Annotated in this window: 20 protein-coding genes and 1 tRNA gene; 15 read left to right on the forward strand and 6 right to left on the reverse strand. The window is 61.9% G+C overall.

Annotated features, from left to right (window positions below; translation table 11 throughout):
* Positions 1-86 precede the first annotated feature (86 nt).
* Complete coding sequence (locus PZN02_RS09595; protein ID WP_280661327.1) at positions 87-989, forward strand: YihY/virulence factor BrkB family protein; 903 nt, start codon at positions 87-89, stop codon at positions 987-989.
* A 105-nt stretch (positions 990-1,094) separates the two neighbouring features.
* Here PZN02_RS09595 and gluQRS read toward each other — a convergent pair whose 3' ends face one another.
* Positions 1,095-1,979: a tRNA glutamyl-Q(34) synthetase GluQRS gene (gluQRS, locus tag PZN02_RS09600; protein ID WP_425336279.1), complete on the reverse strand. Its 885-nt coding sequence runs from the start codon at positions 1,977-1,979 to the stop codon at positions 1,095-1,097.
* 156 nt (positions 1,980-2,135) lie between these two features.
* Between gluQRS and PZN02_RS09605 the strand changes: the two genes are divergently transcribed.
* Both PZN02_RS09605 and PZN02_RS09610 read left to right on the forward strand, forming a co-directional pair.
* Positions 2,136-2,783 carry a DNA-3-methyladenine glycosylase family protein gene (locus PZN02_RS09605; protein WP_280661329.1) on the forward strand — a complete coding sequence of 216 codons (648 nt, stop codon included), beginning with the start codon at positions 2,136-2,138 and terminating at the stop codon, positions 2,781-2,783.
* Between the two features lie 106 nt (positions 2,784-2,889).
* A complete protein-coding gene (locus PZN02_RS09610) occupies positions 2,890-3,447 on the forward strand; it encodes an HNH endonuclease (RefSeq protein WP_280661330.1) in 558 nt (185 codons plus the stop codon).
* A 103-nt stretch (positions 3,448-3,550) separates the two neighbouring features.
* Here the strand turns inward: PZN02_RS09610 and PZN02_RS09615 are convergent, their stop codons facing one another.
* Positions 3,551-4,060, reverse strand: a complete 510-nt coding sequence (locus PZN02_RS09615; RefSeq protein ID WP_280661331.1) for a disulfide bond formation protein B — start codon at positions 4,058-4,060, stop codon at positions 3,551-3,553.
* 213 nt (positions 4,061-4,273) lie between these two features.
* On the opposite strand from PZN02_RS09615, the gene PZN02_RS09620 reads away from it, so the two are divergent.
* Together PZN02_RS09620 and PZN02_RS09625 are read left to right on the forward strand one after the other, a co-directional pair.
* Positions 4,274-4,358 (forward strand) — tRNA-Leu (locus PZN02_RS09620).
* Between the two features lie 110 nt (positions 4,359-4,468).
* Positions 4,469-6,106, forward strand: a complete 1,638-nt coding sequence (locus tag PZN02_RS09625; RefSeq protein WP_280661333.1) for an AMP-binding protein — start codon at positions 4,469-4,471, stop codon at positions 6,104-6,106.
* Positions 6,107-6,117: 11 nt separating this feature from the next.
* On the opposite strand, the gene PZN02_RS09630 is transcribed toward PZN02_RS09625, so the two are convergent.
* The 3 genes from PZN02_RS09630 to secA form a co-directional block, all read right to left on the reverse strand.
* Positions 6,118-7,392: a GNAT family N-acetyltransferase gene (locus PZN02_RS09630; RefSeq protein WP_280661334.1), complete on the reverse strand. Its 1,275-nt coding sequence runs from the start codon at positions 7,390-7,392 to the stop codon at positions 6,118-6,120.
* Entirely contained in the window at positions 7,389-8,783 is a 1,395-nt protein-coding gene (locus tag PZN02_RS09635; RefSeq protein ID WP_280661335.1) for a lipopolysaccharide biosynthesis protein, read from the reverse strand. The genes PZN02_RS09630 and PZN02_RS09635 overlap by 4 nt, the downstream gene beginning before the upstream one ends.
* 197 nt (positions 8,784-8,980) lie before the next feature.
* Positions 8,981-11,692, reverse strand: coding sequence for a preprotein translocase subunit SecA (gene secA / locus PZN02_RS09640; RefSeq protein ID WP_280661443.1), 2,712 nt, complete (start codon positions 11,690-11,692; stop codon positions 8,981-8,983).
* Positions 11,693-11,935: 243 nt separating this feature from the next.
* On the opposite strand from secA, the gene PZN02_RS09645 reads away from it, so the two are divergent.
* The 6 genes from PZN02_RS09645 to PZN02_RS32225 all read left to right on the forward strand — a co-directional run bounded on the left by PZN02_RS09645 (position 11,936) and on the right by PZN02_RS32225 (position 16,578).
* Complete coding sequence (locus tag PZN02_RS09645; protein ID WP_280661336.1) at positions 11,936-12,790, forward strand: peptidylprolyl isomerase; 855 nt, start codon at positions 11,936-11,938, stop codon at positions 12,788-12,790.
* A gap of 215 nt (positions 12,791-13,005) precedes the next feature.
* Positions 13,006-14,247 carry a bifunctional glutamate N-acetyltransferase/amino-acid acetyltransferase ArgJ gene (gene argJ / locus PZN02_RS09650; protein WP_280661337.1) on the forward strand — a complete coding sequence of 414 codons (1,242 nt, stop codon included), beginning with the start codon at positions 13,006-13,008 and terminating at the stop codon, positions 14,245-14,247.
* 33 nt (positions 14,248-14,280) lie between these two features.
* Positions 14,281-15,126 (forward strand): GNAT family N-acetyltransferase, encoded by an 846-nt coding sequence (locus PZN02_RS09655; protein ID WP_280661338.1) that lies wholly within the window; start codon positions 14,281-14,283, stop codon positions 15,124-15,126.
* Between the two features lie 60 nt (positions 15,127-15,186).
* On the forward strand, positions 15,187-15,600 hold the full coding sequence (mutT, locus tag PZN02_RS09660; RefSeq protein WP_280661339.1) for an 8-oxo-dGTP diphosphatase MutT: 414 nt from the start codon (positions 15,187-15,189) through the stop codon (positions 15,598-15,600).
* A 341-nt stretch (positions 15,601-15,941) separates the two neighbouring features.
* Positions 15,942-16,262: a hypothetical protein gene (locus tag PZN02_RS09665; RefSeq protein WP_280661340.1), complete on the forward strand. Its 321-nt coding sequence runs from the start codon at positions 15,942-15,944 to the stop codon at positions 16,260-16,262.
* Position 16,263: 1 nt separating this feature from the next.
* On the forward strand, positions 16,264-16,578 hold the full coding sequence (locus PZN02_RS32225; protein ID WP_425336280.1) for a Flp family type IVb pilin: 315 nt from the start codon (positions 16,264-16,266) through the stop codon (positions 16,576-16,578).
* An 89-nt stretch (positions 16,579-16,667) separates the two neighbouring features.
* On the opposite strand, the gene PZN02_RS09675 is transcribed toward PZN02_RS32225, so the two are convergent.
* On the reverse strand, positions 16,668-17,555 hold the full coding sequence (locus tag PZN02_RS09675; protein WP_280661341.1) for a methyltransferase domain-containing protein: 888 nt from the start codon (positions 17,553-17,555) through the stop codon (positions 16,668-16,670).
* Between the two features lie 88 nt (positions 17,556-17,643).
* Here PZN02_RS09675 and PZN02_RS09680 point away from each other — a divergent pair, with 88 nt between their 5' ends.
* The 4 genes from PZN02_RS09680 to PZN02_RS09695 all read left to right on the forward strand — a co-directional run bounded on the left by PZN02_RS09680 (position 17,644) and on the right by PZN02_RS09695 (position 20,048).
* Positions 17,644-18,390: a ComF family protein gene (locus PZN02_RS09680; protein WP_280661445.1), complete on the forward strand. Its 747-nt coding sequence runs from the start codon at positions 17,644-17,646 to the stop codon at positions 18,388-18,390.
* Between the two features lie 46 nt (positions 18,391-18,436).
* A complete protein-coding gene (grxC, locus tag PZN02_RS09685; protein ID WP_280661342.1) occupies positions 18,437-18,694 on the forward strand; it encodes a glutaredoxin 3 in 258 nt (85 codons plus the stop codon).
* Positions 18,695-18,765: 71 nt separating this feature from the next.
* Positions 18,766-19,623 (forward strand): carbon-nitrogen hydrolase family protein, encoded by an 858-nt coding sequence (locus PZN02_RS09690; protein ID WP_280661343.1) that lies wholly within the window; start codon positions 18,766-18,768, stop codon positions 19,621-19,623.
* The gene (locus PZN02_RS09695) at positions 19,620-20,048 is read left to right on the forward strand and encodes a DUF1178 family protein (protein WP_280661344.1); all 429 of its coding nucleotides are present in this window, start codon (positions 19,620-19,622) and stop codon (positions 20,046-20,048) included. Before PZN02_RS09690 ends, PZN02_RS09695 begins: the two co-directional genes overlap by 4 nt.
* Positions 20,049-20,110 lie beyond the last annotated feature (62 nt).

The following is a 20,110-nucleotide window of genomic DNA, read 5'->3' on the forward strand; positions in this document are numbered from 1 at the left end:
CATATTCATCCGTGGGATACAATTGAATTGCGTGTGTTACACGGGCGTCTGTCGGTGCGCGTGGATACTGCAAGCTCGGAGATGGAATGCCAGCCCTCGTTCGCATCATCTGGAAGGTCGTGTTTGATGCGCTCTGGCATTTCAGCGAGGACGACGGCTGGGCGATGGCGAGCCATGTGGCGCTGTCCTCGCTGATGGCCGTCTTTCCATTCCTGATCTTCGGCACCGCCCTCGGCAGCTTCCTCGGCGCCGACCAGTTTGCCGAGACCGCCGTCCATCTGATTTTCGATGCCTGGCCGGAATCGATCGCCAAACCGGTGGCCGATGAGGTCGTGCGGGTGCTGACGATTCCGCGCGGCGGCTTGCTCACCGTCTCGGTGCTCGCCGCCGCCTATTTCGCCTCCAACGGCGTCGAAGCGCTCAGGATTGCGCTAAACCGCGCCTACCGGGTGGCGGAAAGCCGCCCCTGGTACATTACGCGGCTTGCGAGTCTTGGCTTCGTGATCGCAGGCGTGCTGATCCTTGCCGTTATCAGCCTTCTGCTCGTTGCGGTGCCGCTTGCGGTGCGCAATGCCGACCAATGGCTGCCCTGGCTCGACACCGTCCTCGCAACGGTCGAAGATTGGGGGCTGACGCTGGCCCTGGTGATGCTCACCGGCGGGCTGCTGGTATCACATCTCTGGCTTCCGGACGGTCATCGCAAAGTGGTCGATGTCCTTCCCGGAATCGTCCTCACTCTGGTGTTCTGGTCGATCGGAGCCTACGCTTTTGCCTACTACCTCAGAGCCTTCTCCAGCTATGTGGCCACCTATGCCGGTCTCGCCTCGGTCGTGATCGTTCTGGTGTTTCTGTACATGGTCGGCGCAATCTTCATCATCGGCGCCGAGATCAATGCCGCCATTCTGAAATACCGCGTCAAACGCCTCGTCATGCGCAATTTCCTGGGCCAGCGAGAGAATGGCGATCGCACCGGCGAGAATGGCTCATAGATCACGATGATGTTCGGTCGAATCGACCCAACATCATCGTGATCTATTTTAATAAGTTAGAGCGGGATGCGGGCGGAAAACCGCGCACACTTTTCCTCACCCCGCTCATAACACCATCTCACGAATATCCGCAGGCGTCTTTCCGGCAGCGCGGAAAGCCGCAATCCCGGTGTCCTTGTTGCTCTTCGACAGCTTCTTGCCATCCGGCCCGAGGATAAGGCGGTGATGGTGGTAGACCGGTTCAGGCAGATCGAGAAGCCGCTGGAGCAAGCGATGGACCGAAGTCGCATGGTAGAGGTCGCGTCCGCGCACGACATGGGTGACACCCTGCAGCGCATCGTCGATGACGACCGAGAGGTGGTAGCTCGATGGCGCGTCCGAACGCGAAAGGATCACATCGCCCCAGCTTGTGGGATCGGCCGGAATCTGGCCCGTTTCTCCGGCAGGGCCCGCGCCGGTCTCCTGCCACGTCAAAGGACCGGGAACGAGATCGATCGCTTTTTCGACGTCGAGGCGCCAGGCAAAGGGCCGATCGCCGGCGATGAGAGCGGCTTGCTCGCCAAGCGATAGTTTGCGCTCGCGACCCGGATAAATCGGCGTTCCGTCCGGATCGCGCGGCCAGACGGACCCTTCTGCCTCCGCCGTGGCCACCGCCGCCCTGATCTCCCCGCGCGTCATTATGGATGGATAGACGATGCCCATTGCCTGCAAGCGCTGAAGCATCGCGGCATAAAGGTCGAAGTGTTCGGACTGGCGGCGCACCGGGTGCTCCCAACTGAGACCCAGCCAGCCGAGATCGTCGAAAATCGCCTGTTCCAGCTCCGGGCGGCAACGCGCGCGGTCGATATCCTCGATACGCAGCAGAAAGCGTCCGTTGGTGGCGGCCGCCATGTCATGATTGAGGATGGCGGACAGGGCATGCCCGAGGTGCAGCAGGCCGTTCGGGCTCGGTGCGAAACGAAAAACGGGTTGCTCTGGCAAAATGGACATCGTTCCCTTTGGCATGGAAGCGGTATAGAGGTCATCCGCTTTCTACAGTGCCATGCGTCTTTTCAGACGCACAAAGAACGCTATAGCACTTTGATTTGCTGCATGTTTTTGTCCCTAAATCGGTTACGATTTAACGAAACATGCAGTGGAGGGCGCATGCGGATCATCCGGACGCACGAGGATATCGAGGCCGGGCTTGCCGGTCTGGTGATGCTCGATGCCCGTCTCGAGCACGTGATCGCCAAGGCGGGGCCGGTTCCACTCAGGCGAACGGATCCCGGGTATCGCGGTCTCGCCAACATCATCGTTTCGCAGATGGTCTCAAAGGCGAGCGCCGCCGCGATCTGGCGGCGCATGGAGGCCGCCCTCGGCGAGATCAGGCCGGACGCAGTCCTTTCGCTCGACGACGAAGATTGCCGGCAATTCGGTCTCTCCCGCGCCAAGGCCGACACGTTGCGGCGTGTCGCGGCTGCCGCAGCGGCGGGCGAGATCGATCTCGATGCCATCTGCAACGCCGAGGCCACCGTGGCGATCCACGAATTGACGGCAATCAAGGGGATCGGTCGCTGGACGGCGGAAGTCTACCTGCTTTTCTGCGCCGGCCATCCGGACGTCTTTCCGTCCGGCGACGTTGCGCTCCAGAACGCCATCGGCCATGCGCTCGCGTTCGATCTGCGCCCGACAGCACGCGAAATTGATTCGCTCGCGACCTCCTGGTCACCGTGGCGCAGCGTCGCCGCGCGGCTGTTCTGGGCCTATTATGCACAGGAATTGCGACGTGACGCGCTGCCGGTGACGCCTTGAAGAAAAAAGCGAATCCTTCACGCCGTTTTTCTTTGTGGCTTCACAATCCTGTTGCAACACGACTAATATAGAAGGTGCAGATGCCGAATCGATCAGGAGAATACGCTTGACGATTGCAGTCTCACCGCAGGCCCTGCCGGCGCTCGTCTTGAACGCCGACTACCGGCCGCTGAGCTACTACCCCTTGTCGCTCTGGTCCTGGCAGGACGCGATCAAGGCCGTCTTCCTTGACCGCGTCATAATCCTCGCCGAATACGAACATTCAGTCTCGTCGCCAAGCTTTTCGATGCGGCTGCCGAGCGTCGTTTGTCTCAAGAGTTATGTGCAGCCGTCGCGCCATCCGGCCTTCACCCGGTTCAACGTCTTCCTCCGCGACAAGTTTGAGTGTCAGTATTGCGGATCGCCTGACGACCTGACCTTCGACCATGTGGTGCCGCGCGCCCATGGCGGCCAGACGACCTGGGAAAATGTCGTCGCGGCCTGTTCGCCCTGCAATCTGCGCAAGGGCAGCAAGCTGCCGAAGCAGGCCAACATGTTCCCGCATCAGAGGCCGTACCAGCCGACGGTGCAGGACCTGCACAACAACGGCCGGCTCTTCCCGCCGAACCATCTGCACGAAAGCTGGATGGACTATCTCTACTGGGATGTCGAACTGCAGCCGTAACCGTCAGGCCTACAGCGCCGCGCGTCTTATCAGATCAGACGCGCAAACACGCTGTAGCACTTTGAATCGCTGCATGTTTTTTGGAAACATGCAGTAGGCGTCATCAAGCCTTGGCGGCAGCGCGCAACGCGATTGCGGCCAGGATAAGGCTCGCGATCACGTTCCAGCCGGCGAAGGAGAGGCCGAGCACGCGCAGCGCCGCGTCCGTGCAGGAGGGGGCGTGTTTCGCATCGAGATCGCCGAGCAGGTCCCCGACATCGGACGAGATCCCCTGAGCAGCCGTCGCGCAGGTCGACGGTCCCTCCCAGAAATGCCATTCGACGCCCGAGTGATATATGCCCATGCCGACGCCGACGAGCATCAGGATGCCGACGAGCAGAAGCAGCGTTCGCGTGATCCATGCCGGTAACTTGAGAGCGCTCGAAACGACCGCAAGGATGCCGAGCGGAATGCCATAGTAATAGGGATTGCGCTGCAACAGGCAAAGCGCACAGGGGATATAGCCGCCGATGTGCTCGAAGCCGAGCGCGCCGCCGACCGCTGCCGCCATGCCGAGCGTGACGAGAACGGCGCCAACGAGATGCTGGCGTTGGGCGGCGGAAGCTGCGGTCATGGATACCTCGCAGTCGAGCGACAGGGTGGACGGCCTCGGCGGCCGGCCATGCAATTACGACGCTTTCTTAGGAAGGATCAGCGGCGCTGTAAATTGCCCGCAAGCCACACCGTTTGCACGCTTTTGTGATCGCCGGGCGGCGAAATGCATTTTCGCGGTTGACCGGCGCGAAATCGATCGTGTAAATCGCAAACCGCTGACATCACAGCCTGAGCCCCATTGGCGGAATTGGTAGACGCGCTCGACTCAAAATCGAGTTCCGAAAGGAGTGCTGGTTCGACCCCGGCATGGGGCACCACCATACAAATACCGCAGAACACCCGACATCTTCTCGCGGCCGCACCTCCATTGAACAGGCGGGTGCGAAAATGTTAGCTGCATGACGGAAAAAATCTGTTGCGGCCGCCCATGCTCCCGAAGATCGAAACCTACGACGAACTTTACCGCGATTTCCGCTGGCGGATTCCGGAGAAGTTCAACATCGGTGTCGCAGTCAGCGATGCCTGGGCGGAGCGGGAGCCGGAGCGTGTCTGCCTTCAGCATTTCAGGCCTGATGGCGCGCATCTGTCTCTGAGCTATGGCGCGTTCGCGGCGCGCTCGTCCGCCTTTGCGGCCGGATTGGCGGACCATGGCGTCAAGCGCGGTGATCGCGTCGCGATCTTCCTGCCGCAGGGTTTCGAGGCGGCAATCGCGCATGCTGCGATCTATAAACTCGGCGCGATTGCCTTGCCGCTCGCTTTGCTGTTCGGCGTCGATGCGCTTGAATATCGCCTGCTGGATGCTGCTGCGACTGCGATCGTCACCAACCGGTTCGGGTACGAGCGGCTTGAGGGGATCCGGGAGAAGTTGCCGGACCTCGGTCTCGTCGTGTTGGCGGAAGATGAGGACGAACCAGGCACGCTTCGTTTCGACCGGCTCGCGAACAGCGGGAGGCGTTTTGCTGCCGCCGATACGACGCCGGATGATCCGGCGCTGATGATCTACACCTCGGGAACGACCGGGCCTCCGAAGGGGGCGCTGCACGGGCATCGCGTCCTGCTTGGCCATCTACCGGGCTTCCAGTTCCATCATCATTTCCTGCCGCAACCGGGCGACCGGATGTGGACCCCGGCCGACTGGGCCTGGGCCGGGGGGCTTCTGAACGCGCTGCTGCCGTCGCTGCTGCTGGGCGTGCCGGTGGTTTCGTCGCCGGCGCAGAAATTCGACCCGCACATGGCCTTCCGGATCATGGAAGAGATGGACGTGCGCAATGCCTTCATTCCGCCGACGGCGCTTCGGCTCCTGAAGGCCGTCGACCGGCCGCGTGACCGTTACACCCTCAAGCTGCGGACGATCGGTTCCGCCGGCGAGGCGCTCGGGCGGGAGACCTTCGAATGGGCAAAGGCAGCGCTCGGGATCGAGGTCAGCGAGTTCTATGGCCAGACTGAATGCAATATCGTCATTTCTTCGGCCGCGGACCTCGGTGTCTTGAAGCCCGGCTCCATGGGCAAGGCGGCGCCTGGTCACCGTGTGGCGATCATTGACGGCGAGGGGAGGGTTCTGCCCGCGGGCACGGTCGGGCAGGTGGCTGTCCAGCGCCCGGACCCGGTGATGTTCCTCGGCTATTGGCGCAATGAGCGGGCGACGGAAACGAAGTTCATCGGCGATTGGATGACGACCGGGGATCAGGGCGTGATGGACGCGGAGGGTTACTTCACCTTCTTCGGGCGCGACGACGATGTTATCACCTCGTCGGGTTACCGCATCGGACCCGGCGAGATCGAGGATTGCCTGGCTGGTCATCCGGACGTTCAACTGGCAGCGGTTGTCGGCAAGCCCGATCCGCTCCGCACGGAGATCGTCAAGGCCTATGTGGTGCTGAAGCCCGGCGCCTCCGCCGATGAAGAGACCACCGCCGGAATCCGCGACTGGGTGAAGACCAGGCTCTCCATGCACGAATACCCGCGCGAGATCGATTTCGTCGACAGCCTGCCGTTGACGACCTCAGGGAAAGTAATCCGCCGGCTCTTGCGCGACCGGGCGGCTGCCGAAGCGCTTCGGGAGTAGCGGCGGCGACGTCAGCGGCCGGCAAGCGCCCGTATCTTCTCGCGCAGCAGCCGTGCCATGTTACGGGTATTGCGATAGAGGTGGAGCTGCGCCGCGACCTGGCGAACGTCGCGGTCACGGTTCTGCTGCAGGCCGATGACGAGCGTTCCCATCTCCTCGCGTTCCTGCCAGAAGCGGGCGATCATCGGGTGGTCCGGCACCGCGCAGGAATCGGAGCGAGTTATGTTGGCATCGTCAAGGTGCCATTCCGTTAGCTCGGCGAGGAGCAACTTGCCGGGAGAATATATGGCATATCGCTCGTCATAGGCGGTCTTCCACGTATAGGCATCGCCGGCCATGAGCAGAACGACCATGGCGGCGATCGCCTTGCCGTCGAGATCGAGCGTGTGGATGCGGACGCTATCCGTCTCGGCGAGATTGGTGATCGCCTCGCGGGCAAAGGCGGCGCGGAAGCGATCCGTGATCATGGCGCTGCGTTCGCGCCCCTTCCAACCGGAAGCCTCAAGCGCCAGGAATTCCTCCATGCGCAACCGGATCTCCTCCGGCTGGCGCGCGACGTTGTAAATCAGCCGCCCATGTTTTTCGAGGTTCTTCCACTGACGGCGCAGTTCCTTGAAATGTCCTCGTTTGATTGCCTTGCGCAGATAGGTCGGACCGTCGAGCAGGCTTTCGAGCATCGGCCGTTCAAAGGTGTCGGTGACGGTGAGCGGCAGGTTTTCGCTGATCGCGACGGCGCGTGCGAGCTGTGCGAACCGACCCTTGAGCCTCACATCCGGCAGCACGAGCACCGGCGGCAGACCGGAGGAGGGGGCGGCCAGCGCTTCGTAGAGATTGCTGATCGTTTCGGCCGCACCTTCTGCATCGAGCAGCGGCACGCCCAGCGGGCCGAACGGATTGGACCAGGCGCGAATGATGGACGCACCGATTGCGAAGCCCGGCTTCTCGATCGAAAACGGCATGAGGAAGCGCATTCGGCTGCGGCGCTCGTCATTGTCCCGGATCACGGCGAGCCGGATGACACGGTCCTCGAGGCGCGGCATGGCCGGAGCGAGGAAGCGGCCAGCAAAGAATACGTTCGGTTCTATCGCGCGGTTGGAGAGGTAATCCAGCTCTCGCTGCAACTCGTAGCCAGCCCTTGCGGAATAGATCGAAAGGTGGCGACCGGGCCGCCCGACGCTGACGGTCTGCTCGGGTTGCGACGCGTCGAAGCCGGGTTGTGCCAATCCGCCGAGCAGGCGGCTCGCCCTGCCGTTTGTGTCTCCGGGAAAGGGTGTATTGCCGATCATGGACGGACCGCCTCGTTCTTGTCGTTGCCGCTTCCTGCGCCCGCGAAAGCGAGGAGAGGGATGGCGAAAGTGCGTCTTGCCGCGAGGTGCAGAATTGCCGCCTCGAAGACCATCGCGCCGGCTGCGGCGAAAGCCGCGCCCGTCAGGCCTAAGGCCGGGATGAGGACAACGTTCAGCGCAATGTTGACGGCGAGCGCGGTCGCGTAAAGGATCGCACAGAGCTTCTGCCGGCCCGCCATGGTGAGCAGGGTTTCGACGGGGCCGACGAAGGCCTTGGCCAGAATCCCGGCAAACAGGATCGCCATCAACGGCGCGCCGGCGGTGAAGGCGGGGCCGAACAGCGACAGCAGGAAACGACCGGCGATTAGCACCGTGCCGCCCATCGCGAGCGAGGGCCAGAAGGACCAGTGTGCGCTTTCGGTTGCGATTTCGGCGAGCCGGCGGCTTTCACCGGAAGCCATCGCCTCGGAGAAACGCGGCCCCGCCGCCGCCTTCACGGCGAACATGACGAAATGAACGAGAGCCATGGTCTTGGCGGCCGCAAAGTAGATCGCGACGTCGTCTGGCGGCAGGTAGAGCCCGACGATCACGACATCGGAATTGGTCAGCAGGAAACCGAAGCCTTCGACGAGAAATATCGGCACGGAGAGGCGCAGCCATGGTCCGAGCTTGATCTTCATCGGCCCATGAACATAACGTCTGCGCAGGCGCGATGTCATTGCGAGAAATTGCCCGAGCGTCGTGACGTAGGTGGCCGCCAACGCGGCAACCATTGCCGTCTTCGCCGAATTGGGCAAGCCGGCGGCGGTGGCCAGCACCATGAAGGCGAGGATGAGCAGCGGCCGGATGATGAAGGTGGGGCTCATCGCCGCGAGCGGCCAGCTATGCGCGCGGGCCGTGCCGTCCATCACGTCGCCGAGCGCAATCATCGGCAGGGCGAAAAGGCCGAGATAAAGGGCGACGAGATGATAGTGCTCGATGATGTCGGCAAAGAACCAGAGACCGATGCCGCCGATGGTGGCGAGCGCGGTCGCCGACAACAGCGCAAAGATACGCGCCACGGTCGTGAGCCCACGGATTTCCGCCACGGCGCCTGCCGTTTGATATTCCGGCACGAAGCGGATGACCGCGGCGTGCAGGCCGAGGCAGGACAGGTTGCCGAACAGGATGGCCAGCACCCAGACGAAGACGAAGACCCCGTATTCGAACTCGCCCATCAGGCGAGCGAGAACGATCTGTGAGACGAGGGCAATGGCTGCACTGAAGATGCGGACTGCAAAAGCAATCAGCGCCGTGCGTTGCGCGCGACTCTTGGGATCAGAGCCGGACGCGATCGGTCCAAGCCTCACCAGCAGCGGAGACAGGCGTTGCCTCAGCGCCGACGGCAACATTCGTCCGGCCGATTGACATACCGCCATGAACACGAGGACACCCTGACACTACGCAATACAGGGCCTCACTTCTGCCAGATCAGCGTTAACAAACGGTTCAGCGCGGCAGCCGCAGGAGGGCTGTTACGCCTGCCGGCAACGCGCCGCGGCCGGGCCGAACGCATCTTATGAAAATGCCGCCCGAAGGCGGCATTCGATCATGCTTCGTACATTCCGTGGCAATGCTTGTATTTCTTGCCCGAGCCGCAAGGGCAGGGCTCATTGCGCGCTACCTTGCCCCAACTCGAGGGATCGGCCGGATTGCGGTTCGCCGGTGCCGCGGCCAGCAGCGGCGCACCAGCATGCGCGAAGTCGTCCTCGCCGGTCAGCGGATCGATGTGATGGCCTTCCATCGGCGGCAGAGGCTGCGGTGCGTCGGGTGCCTCGCGCACCAGCTCAACGCGCATCAACTGTGCCGTCACCGCTTGGCGGAGATTGCCGAGCAGGGCCTGGAACAGTTCGAATGCTTCGGACTTGTATTCCTGCAGCGGATCGCGCTGGGCGTAGCCACGGAAGCCGATGACCGAACGAAGATGGTCGAGGTTGACGATGTGTTCGCGCCAGAGATGGTCGAGCGTCTGCAGCACGACAGAGCGCTCGACATATTGCATGATGTCGGGACCGAAGCGTTCGGCCCGGTCAGCCGCGGCCTTGTCGGCGGCCTCTGTAATGCGTTCGAGAATATCGTCCTCTGCAATACCCTCTTCCGCAGCCCACTCGGTGATCGGCAGGTCGAGATTGAGATACTGCTGGACATCCGCCTTCAGGCCCTCGACGTCCCATTGCTCGGCATAGGCGCGTTCGGGAATCCGCTTGCTGACGACGTCCTCGATCACTTCGTTACGCATGTCGGTGACCGTCTCGGTGACGCTCTCCGCGTCCATCAGCTCGATGCGCTGCTCGAAGATGACCTTGCGCTGATCGTTGAGCACGTCGTCATATTTCAACAGATTCTTGCGGATGTCGAAGTTGCGTGCCTCGACCTTCTTTTGGGCCCGCTCAAGCGCCTTGTTGATCCACGGATGGACGATTGCTTCGCCCTCCTTCAGGCCCAGCTTCTGCAACATGCCGTCCATGCGATCGGACCCGAAGATGCGCATCAGATCGTCCTGGAGCGACAGGAAGAACTTCGAGCGACCGGGATCCCCCTGACGGCCGGAGCGGCCGCGCAGCTGGTTGTCGATGCGGCGGCTCTCGTGGCGCTCGGTGGCGAGAACATAGAGACCGCCGGCAGCGAGCGCCTTCTCCTTGAGCTTCTGCACCTCTTCGCGGATCGCCTTTTCGCGCGCCTCGCGCTCGGGGCCGGGGTCCATGTCGTCCAGTTCCTGCTGGATGCGCATGTCAGGATTGCCGCCGAGCTGGATGTCGGTACCGCGGCCGGCCATGTTGGTCGCGATCGTGATCGCGCCCGGCACACCGGCCTGGGCGACGATAAAGGCTTCCTGCTCGTGATACCGTGCGTTCAGCACCTGGAACTTCGTGAAGCCGGTCTTCTTCAGCATCTCGGCCAGCAGCTCGGACTTTTCGATAGAGGTGGTGCCGACCAGCATCGGTTGCCCGCGTTCATGCGCCGACTTGATCTCGTCGATGATCGCCTTGTACTTCTCGCCGGCCGTTCGGTAGACTTCGTCATCCTCATCGAGGCGCACGATCGGCAGGTTGGTCGGGACTTCGACCACTTCGAGGCCGTAGATATTGCCGAATTCCTCGGCCTCCGTCGATGCCGTGCCGGTCATGCCGGCAAGCTTTTCGTACATGCGGAAGTAGTTCTGGAAGGTGATCGAGGCGAGCGTCTGGTTCTCGGGCTGGATCTGCACCTTTTCCTTGGCTTCCAGCGCCTGGTGCTGGCCTTCGGAATAGCGGCGGCCCGGCATCATGCGGCCGGTGAACTCGTCGATGATGACGATCTCGCCGTTGCGCACGATATAGTCCTTGTCGCGCGTGAAGAGCTTGTGGGCCTTCAGCGCATTGTTGACGTGGTGGACGATCGCGACGTTCTCGATGTCGTAAAGCGACTCGCCCTTCAGGAGGCCGGCCGCGCGCAGCATGTTTTCGAGCTTCTCGGTGCCATCTTCCGAGAAATTGGCCGAGCGTTGCTTCTCGTCGATCTCGTAGTCTTCCGGCGCAAGCAGCGGAATGAACTCGTTGATCGTATTGTAGAGGTCGGAGCGGTCGTCGAGCGGACCGGAGATGATCAGCGGCGTGCGCGCCTCGTCGACCAGGATGGAGTCCACTTCGTCGACGATCGCGAAGAAGTGACCGCGCTGCACCATCTGCGAGCGCTCATACTTCATGTTGTCGCGCAGATAGTCGAAGCCGAGTTCGTTGTTCGTCGCGTAAGTGACATCGCAGGCATAGGCTTCGCGGCGCTGCTCGTCGCTGAGGCCGTGAATGATGACGCCGGTCGTCAGACCGAGGAAGCCGTAGACGCGGCCCATCATGCCGGCGTCGCGCTGGGCCAGATAGTCGTTGACGGTGACGACATGCACGCCCTTGCCGGCAAGCGCATTGAGATAGACGGGCAGCGTCGCGACGAGCGTCTTGCCTTCACCGGTCTTCATCTCGGAGATGGCGCGCTCATGCAGGATCATGCCGCCGATGAGCTGGACGTCGAAGGGACGCAGGCCGAGCACGCGGCGCGCGGCTTCACGCACGACGGCAAAGGCGGGGACGAGGATGTCGTCGAGCGTCTTGCCGTCGGCCAATTGCTGGCGGAATTCCGTGGTCTTTGCCGCCAGCGCTTCATCGCTGAGCGCCTTCATTTCGGCTTCAAGCGCGTTGATGGCGTCCACCCGGCCCTGGTAACTACGGACGCGGCGCTCATTGGCGGAACCAAACAACTTGCGGGCTAAGCCGCCGAGACTGACCATATGAATGGCCCTTTCTTTCATTTGTCGCCTGGGGTTTCAGGTTGGGCTTGAAAAACCACATAATGCCATGAAACGCCCGGAAACTGTTCTGGACGCGAGGTTGCGTGACAGATAAGAGGGGGGTCGGATTATGTCAACGCACTTGCACTGCCGGATGGTTACAGAACGGCCACATTCTGGTGTTGTGCAGCCGCAACGGCCAGTGGCAATCGCGCCGGCGGCCAATGGTGAAAGGTTAGTGAAATGTCCAGATACAAGACTTTGGCGGCTGCGGCATTCGTCGTGGCGATCGCTGTTAACGGAGCGCGCGCCGAAGAGACCGATCCAGTGATCGCGACAGTTGGCGGGCAGGAAGTCCATCAGTCCGAACTCAATCTCGCTCTCAGTGGTCTTGATCCGCAGCTTCAGCAGATGCCGGAAGAGCAGAAACGCGCCGCCGCGCTTTCGGCCGTCATCGACGTCAAGCTTCTGGCAAAGAACGCTGAGAAGGAGGGTCTGCAGGACGACGCCGTCTTCAAGCAGCGTATCGCCTACCTCACCGAGCGCGAGCTGCACAATGCGTTCTTCAAGAAGCATGTCGTGGACGCGGTGACGAAGGAAGACGTCAAGGCACGCTACGACAAGGAAATTGCCGCAATCCCGGCACAGGAAGAGATCAAGGCCCGCCATATCCTGGTGAAGACCGAGGACGAGGCAAAGGCCGTGATTAAGGAGCTTGAGGCCGGCAAGAGCTTCGTCGAGCTCGCCAAGGCCAAGTCGTCCGATCCGAACAAGGATGACGGCGGCGATCTGGGCTATTTTGCCAAGGGGCGGATGGTGCCGGAATTCGAAGTGGCCGCCTTCGCCCTCGAAAAGGGCAGCTACACCAAGACCCCGGTGAAGACGCAGTTCGGCTTCCACGTCATCCTCGTCGAGGACAAGCGCCCGCAGGCGCCGCCGACGCTGGAACAGGTCGAGCCGCAGGTTCGTCAGCTCGTCATGCGCGACAAATATCTTGAACTTCTGGCTTCCGCGAAGAAGGAAACCGGCGTCGAAATCTCGGATCCGGCGCTCAAGAAAGCCTATGACGACGCTAACAAACCGCAGGAAACGAAGTAAGCCTTTGCTGGATGCGTTTGGTCTACTGCATGTTTGGATAAAAACATGTGGCAATTCAAAGTGCTACAGCGTTCTTTGCGCGTCTGATTAGACGCGCGGCGCTGTAGAGGGCTGAACGACATCCGGTTTCACTCAATGTCGATGCCCGACGGTTTCGGTGCCGGTCGGGCATTTGTCGCAACATCATCCACGGTTCTCCAAAGCAGGTTCATCCCATGTCCGGCTCTGTTTCTCCGCTCGCTCCGAAAACCTTCGCCGAAATGCCGCCGCTTCGAGGTGTGCGCATGGCTACGGCCGCGGCAGGGATCAAGTACAAGAACCGCACCGATGTGCTGATGATGATCTTCGACGAGCCCGCAGCGGTTGCTGGTGTCTTCACCCGATCGAAATGTCCGTCGGCGCCGGTCGATTTCTGCCGCAGGAATCTGTCGGGAGGCGCTGCCCGTGCCGTTGTCGTCAATTCGGGCAATGCCAATGCGTTCACCGGCAAGAAGGGGCGAGAGGCGACCGAACTCACGGCGCAGTCCGCAGCCAAGGCTGTCGGATGCAACGAGAGCGAGATCTTCCTTGCCTCGACCGGCGTGATCGGCGAACCGCTCGATGCGACCAAATTCGCCGGCGTGCTCGATGGTCTTGCGACCTCCGCCAAGGAAGATTTCTGGTTCGAGGCCGCCAAGGCGATCATGACCACCGATACCTATCCGAAGGTCGCGACCCGCAGCGCTGAGATCGGCGGCGTCACGGTGACGATCAACGGCATTGCCAAGGGTGCGGGCATGATCGCGCCCGACATGGCGACGATGCTTTCCTTCGTGGTGACAGACGCGGATATCGCGCCGCCAGCGCTTCAAGCCCTGCTTTCCGCCGGCGTCGGCCCGACCTTCAACTCCGTCACGGTCGACAGCGATACCTCCACTTCCGACACGCTGATGCTGTTTGCAACCGGCGCGGCGGCGAAGGACGGTCAGGCGAAGGTCGTGGATGCCACCGATCCGCGCCTCGACGCCTTCCGCGCCGCCCTCAATGATGTGCTGCGTGATCTGGCTCTGCAGGTCGTGCGCGACGGCGAGGGCGCCCGCAAGATGGTGATCGTAACCGTCGAGGGTGCGGAGAGCGATGCAGCGGCCAAGCGGATTGCGCTGTCGATCGCCAATTCGCCGCTCGTCAAGACGGCCGTTGCCGGCGAGGATGCGAACTGGGGCCGGGTGGTCATGGCTGTCGGCAAATCCGGAGAGATGGCCGAACGAGACCGGCTGGCGATCTGGTTCGGCGATGTGCGCGTTGCCGTCGAGGGCGAGCGGGATCGGGACTATTCGGAGGCGGCAGCAAGCGCCGTCATGAAAGGCGAAGACATTCCGATCCGTGTCGACATCGGCCTCGGTCCGGGCCGCGCGACCGTCTATACCTGTGATCTGACCAAGGAATATGTCGAGATCAACGGCGACTACAGAAGCTGACGCTCTGGTTCCTTGGTCCGAGGTTGCGAAAGAATGACATCGAATGACAGGCAGCCGCCGACGACGAACGCGGCGGTTGGGGAAACGATCATGGTTGATCTTCCGAGTGTGCGCCGCCTGGAAGCCGTCGGCTTCCGCGCCTGGCCGGCCGCGAGCGTTCAGTATGACGGCAGCTGGCTGATCCGCCTTACGGCGGGACATGCGTCCAAACGCCTGAACTCGGTCAACCCGCTCGATCCGTCGGATTACCGTGACATTGCCATCCGGCTCGAAAAGGCGGGTAAGCACTTCTCTGACTACGGCCGTCCGCTCACCGTTCGTCAGACGCCGCTGACGCCACCGCAATTGGTCGCCTACATGGACAATGAAGGCTGGGCCGCATTCGGGCACAGCCTAGTGCTGACGGCGGACCTGGCCGAGCGCGAATTCGGCGACGGCATAGACCACCTCCCTATCAAGGATGTCGGTCGTTTCGTCGATGCGCGCATCCTGATCGGCAAGGAAGAGCCGCAGACCAAGCCGGCGCTCACTGAAATCATCAATGCCATCAAGCCGGAATGCGGTTTGTTCCTGTTCGAAGACCTTGAGATCGGCCCGACCGCCGTATCGCTGGTGGTCCAGGACAACGATCTGGCCGGAATCATGCAGTTCGCAGTCGCCGAGGCCGTGCGCCGAAGGGGCGTCGGTTCGGCGCTGCTCGATGCGTCGCTCCGCTGGGCGCGCCTCAAGGGTGCGAAGAAGGCTTGGCTGCAGGTGGAGGCGGACAACGAAGCGGCGGTCGAACTTTACCGCAAGGCGGGCTTCACCGAGGTCTATCACTATCTCTATCGGACACCTACAGCTCCGTGCGTCTTTTCAGACGCGCAAAGGTCGTTGTAGCACTCGTTTTTGTCCTTAAATCGGCTCCGCTTTAAGGGAACATGCAGGAGGGCCTGGGGCATGGACATCGAGGGAAAGAAGATCGTGCTGGTCGCCGCCTGCGCTCTGGTCGATTCCGACGGCCGCATTCTGCTGGCACAGCGTCCGCAGGGAAAATCGCTTGCCGGGCTTTGGGAGTTTCCTGGCGGCAAAGTGGAGCCCGGTGAAACGCCAGAGGCGACGCTGATCCGTGAGCTGGAGGAGGAACTCGGCATCCGCACCAAGGTCGCATGCCTTGCGCCGCTCACCTTCGCAAGCCACAGCTACGATGATTTCCACCTGCTGATGCCGCTCTTTGTATGCCGGCGATACGAGGGCTTTGCCGAGGGACGCGAAGGCCAGACGATCAAGTGGGTCCGGCCGAAAGCGCTGCGCGACTATCCGATGCCTCCGGCGGACGAACCGCTGATCCCATTTCTGATGGATTTGCTCTGATTCTGAAATGGCCGCACGCCATTGCGTTTGGCCCGATTGTTTCCGCCTTACTGCATGTCTCCTTAAATCGACCTCGATTTAAGGACAAAGACATGCAGCACTTCAAAGTGCTACAGCGTCCTTTGCGCGTCTGATAAGACGCGCGGCGCTGTAGGACGCGAATCTACCGGAAATCTCGAAGTTTATTAATCAAAAGTTTATCACCCTCGCGGCATGATAGCGCCATCAGTTTCGGTGCCTGCCGGTTTATGCCGTGGCGCCGGTTTCGAGCAGGTGTGGTCAGGTCGAGGCTTGGGAAGGGTGCTTCGCCCGCCGCTCTTTTACGTGTTTGCGAGGCTGGGATGGTGGACGAAGATTTCTGGAGGACAGTTCAGGACAAGGATCTGGCGGCGAGCCAGGCCCGCCGGACGGGCGTGCTCAATCTGTCGCTGCTGTTCGGAACGGCGGTGATTGCGCTGACGCTGATCCTCACGCCGATGCTGTCGTCAAAGGCGGACAAGCGCATGCTGGCGAATACGCCGATGAACTACGACAATATTTCGACCGGCTCGATTCCTTCGAACGGCACCAGCAGGCGCTACACTGTACGCCGCAGCGTGCTGCAGGAAATGCCGGGCGCCGTCTGCATCATCGACGCGGATGGCAGCAGGAGCGGATGCTGAGTTGAACGGCCGGGCCTGCCTGTTCTTTAGATCGGAGCCGATCCACAGACGTGCAGAAATTCAAAGTGCTGCGTCCGAAAAAACGTATGGCGCTGCAGCCCGGCATTTGCCGTTCAAGGTGATCGAACGGGAGGAGGGGCGCATGGCCAAGCTCGCAGGCTTCATTCGCAGCAGAGACGGCGCCACAGCAGTGGAATACGGCCTCCTCGCCGCGCTTATTTCCATCAGTCTCCTGGTCGGTCTGGAGAGTTTCTCCGATTCGCTGCTCGACCTCTTCAACAGGGTGGTGGATACGATGGAGTCGAACCGGGGTTGAGGACGCCCGGCGGCGCCGAAAGGCGGCGTCTGCTGCAATTCAAAGCGCTGCAGCGACGCCTGAATAGACGCCCGGCGCTGTGGTGTCGCCTAGCTTTCTTTCAACGGATGTTCGTTGACGCCGAGCGCTTCGGACAGCCTTTGCTTCGCGGAACCTGGCCTCAAGGGCTTTTGCTGGCTCTCGTGCGGCGCCCAACCGGAAACATAGATGATCGAGAACGTCGCGCGGATGCGGCCATCGGGGTCGGAGAAGCGTTCCGCATAGATCTCGGCTGCCCTCAGGAAGAACCGCCGGGTAACCGGCACGCGACTGCGGGCCGCCAGCGGGTTGGCCATGCCCATGGCCCTCAGGTCCTTCAGCAGCCCGAAAAGCGAATCGTAGCGGACCGTATAGGTTTCGGCGTCAGCGACCGGCAGGGCAAAGCCTGCCCGCTGTAGCAGAGCACCCATTTCGCGAACGTCGGCAAAGGGAATGACCCTTGGGCTCGCCCCGCCGCTGAGTTCCGCCTCGGCGGCGAGAAGCGACTCGCGAAGCTCTTGCAACGTGCCGTTGCCCGGGATCGCCGCAAGGAACAGGCCATCCGGCTTCAACACGCGACGGGCCTGGATGAAGACGCCGGGTGTATCGTTGGTCAGATGCAGCGAAAGTGGTGACACGAGGAGATTGAGCGACTCCGGTGCGGCGGGTATCCGCTCCAGCGGGGCGACTGTAACAGGTTGGTCGCCGGAACCGAAACCTTTCTCCGTTTCCACCCGCTCGATGGTTCCGACCTTGCCTGTTGCGGCAAGCGAGCGGGCCGTGGGGCCGGTGTAGCCATGCAATTCCATTGCCCGGTCGAAATGCCGTTCAACGACGCTGACGCGCTCGGCAAGCTCCCGCGCCACGATATCGAGCAGGAAGGTTGCCTTCTGGTCGCCGTTGATGAGGGCCCTGTGGCGGTGCGCCTCGACGAGGCTCTGGTCAAAGAGGATTTCCACGATACTCTCTCCGAAATCACGGATGCAAAGAAACCCTGACGTGGACAAAGTCAACCATATGGAATCGGAAGGATGGCGAAATCGGGCCTTGCGTTGGGCGGCGCTCTTGCGCCGCCTCGGGAGCGACGCCGTCGGGATCGTCTATCCGCCGGTCTGCTGCGGTTGCGGCCGCCTGACTGGCGATCATCATGCCGTATGCCCGGCCTGCTGGTCCGGCCTCCGGCTGATCGAGCGCCCCTATTGTGAGATCCTCGGGCTGCCCTTTGCCTTTGATCCGGGACCCGGTTCCGTCTCCCCCGAAGCCATCGCCGAGCCGCCTGTCTTCGATCGGCTTCGCTCGGTGGCGATCCACGACGGTATCGTTCGCGATCTCGTCCACGGTCTGAAATACCGCGACCGCACTGATCTCGCGCCGATGATGGGCGAATGGATGATCCGTGCGAGCGATGGCGCGGTTGCGGCCGCCGACATGATCGTACCGGTTCCGCTCCACGCATTCCGCCTCTGGCGGCGAAAGTTCAACCAGGCCGCCGAGCTCGCCCGTGTCATCGCGGGGCATGCGGGAAAACCCTACCGACCGGACGTGCTTCGCCGCATCAAACGTACCAGCCGGCAAGTCGGTCTTGGCGCCCGGGCGCGTGAGGAGAATGTCCGCGGCGCTTTCGTCGTCCCTGAAAGCGGCGGACCGGGTCTCAGCGGGAAAAGAATTATACTCGTTGACGATGTATACACGACCGGTGCAACCGTCTCGGCCGCCACCCGTGCGCTGAAGCGGGCAGGGGCCGGAGACGTCACGGTTTTGACCTTTGCAAGAGCCATATCCGGTCCTATATGACAATCAAATATCCGGCGTCGTGCCTGTGAAGGAGCGGTTCAACAATATGGCTTCGGTCGTCATTTATACGCGTCAGTTCTGCGGCTATTGCTCGGCAGCAAAGAAACTTCTTGAAACCAAAGGCGTCGGCTTCGTCGAACATGATGCGACCCATGATCCGGGTCTGCGCCAGACGATGATCGAAAAGTCCAACGGTGGCATGACTTTCCCGCAGATCTTCATCAACGACCTCCATGTCGGTGGCTGCGACGACCTGCATGCGCTCGACCGCGCCGGCAAGCTCGACGAGATGCTCGTCGCCTAGCGCTCGAGGCGCAGCCATCGCGCACGAGCAGAGCCCTGGCGCGAGTGCGGATGGCTACGGAGAGAAGAACGATGAGTTTTAAAGCTGCTGCCGTCCAGATGTGCTCCGGCGTCGATCCCGCAAGAAACGTGGAGACGATGGCGAAGCTCGTCCGCGAGGCGGCCGCTCAAGGCGCAACCTATATCCAGACCCCGGAAATGACCGGTGCCATCCAGCGCGATCGGGCGGGGCTTCGTTCCGTGCTGAAGGACGAGGCGAACGACATCGTCGTGTGCGAGGCCTCGGCCCTTGCCGGCGAGCTCGGTGTCTATCTCCATATCGGCTCGACGCCGATTGCGCTTTCCGACGGTAAGATCGCCAATCGCGGCTTCCTCTTCGGGCCGGACGGGGTCAAGATCTGCGACTACGACAAGATCCACATGTTCGACGTGGATCTGGAGAATGGCGAAAGCTGGCGCGAGAGTGCGGCGTATCGACCCGGCACCACGGCCCGTGTCGCCGATCTTGCCTTTGGCAAGCTGGGCTTTTCCATCTGTTACGACGTCCGCTTCCCCGAGCTCTTCCGCCAGCAGGCCGTTGCCGGCGCCGAGATCATGTCCGTGCCTGCAGCCTTTACCAAGCAGACCGGCGAGGCGCATTGGGAGATCCTGCTGCGCGCCCGCGCCATCGAAAACGGCCTTTTCGTCATCGCCGCGGCGCAGGCTGGAAAGCACGAGGATGGTCGGGAAACCTTCGGTCATTCGATGATTGTCGATCCGTGGGGTAGCGTGCTCGCCGAGGCAGGCCCGGCCCGCGAGGGCGTTATCATCGCCGATATCGACACTGCCGCCGTGCATGGCGCGCGCGCAAAGATACCCAATCTCAAGAATGCCCGCAGTTTCGTGCTGGACGAGGTGACGCCGACCGGGAAAGGAGGCGTTGCAGCGTGATCCGTTACAACCTTTCGTGTGATAATGGCCATGACTTCGAAGGCTGGTTCGCGTCGAGCGACGACTTCGATTCCCAGGTCGAGCGGCGTCTGGTCGCCTGTCCCACGTGCGGCTCTCACTCCGTCAGCAAGCAGCTGATGGCGCCGTCGGTGTCGACCGCGCGCAAGAAGGAGGGGACACGCGCGCTGGTGATGGATCGGGCCCAGAAAGAAACGATCGCCAAGATCCGCGAACTGGTCAATTCGATCCGCGAGAATGCCGAGGACGTCGGCGAACGTTTCCCGGAAGAGGCGCGCAAGATCCATTATGGCGAGGCCGAGCAGCGCGGGCTGATCGGCAAGGCGAGCGCGGAAGAGGCGGTGGCGCTTCTGGAAGAAGGTATCGAGATCGCACCCCTGCCTGTGCTGCCGGATGATGCGAACTGAGCCCGCTGCTCAAGTAATTCCGGAAAAGTGGGTAGTTCTCCGCTTGGAATGCGAGGTTTCAA

This window comes from Sinorhizobium garamanticum (assembly GCF_029892065.1).
Classification (GTDB): domain Bacteria; phylum Pseudomonadota; class Alphaproteobacteria; order Rhizobiales; family Rhizobiaceae; genus Sinorhizobium; species Sinorhizobium garamanticum.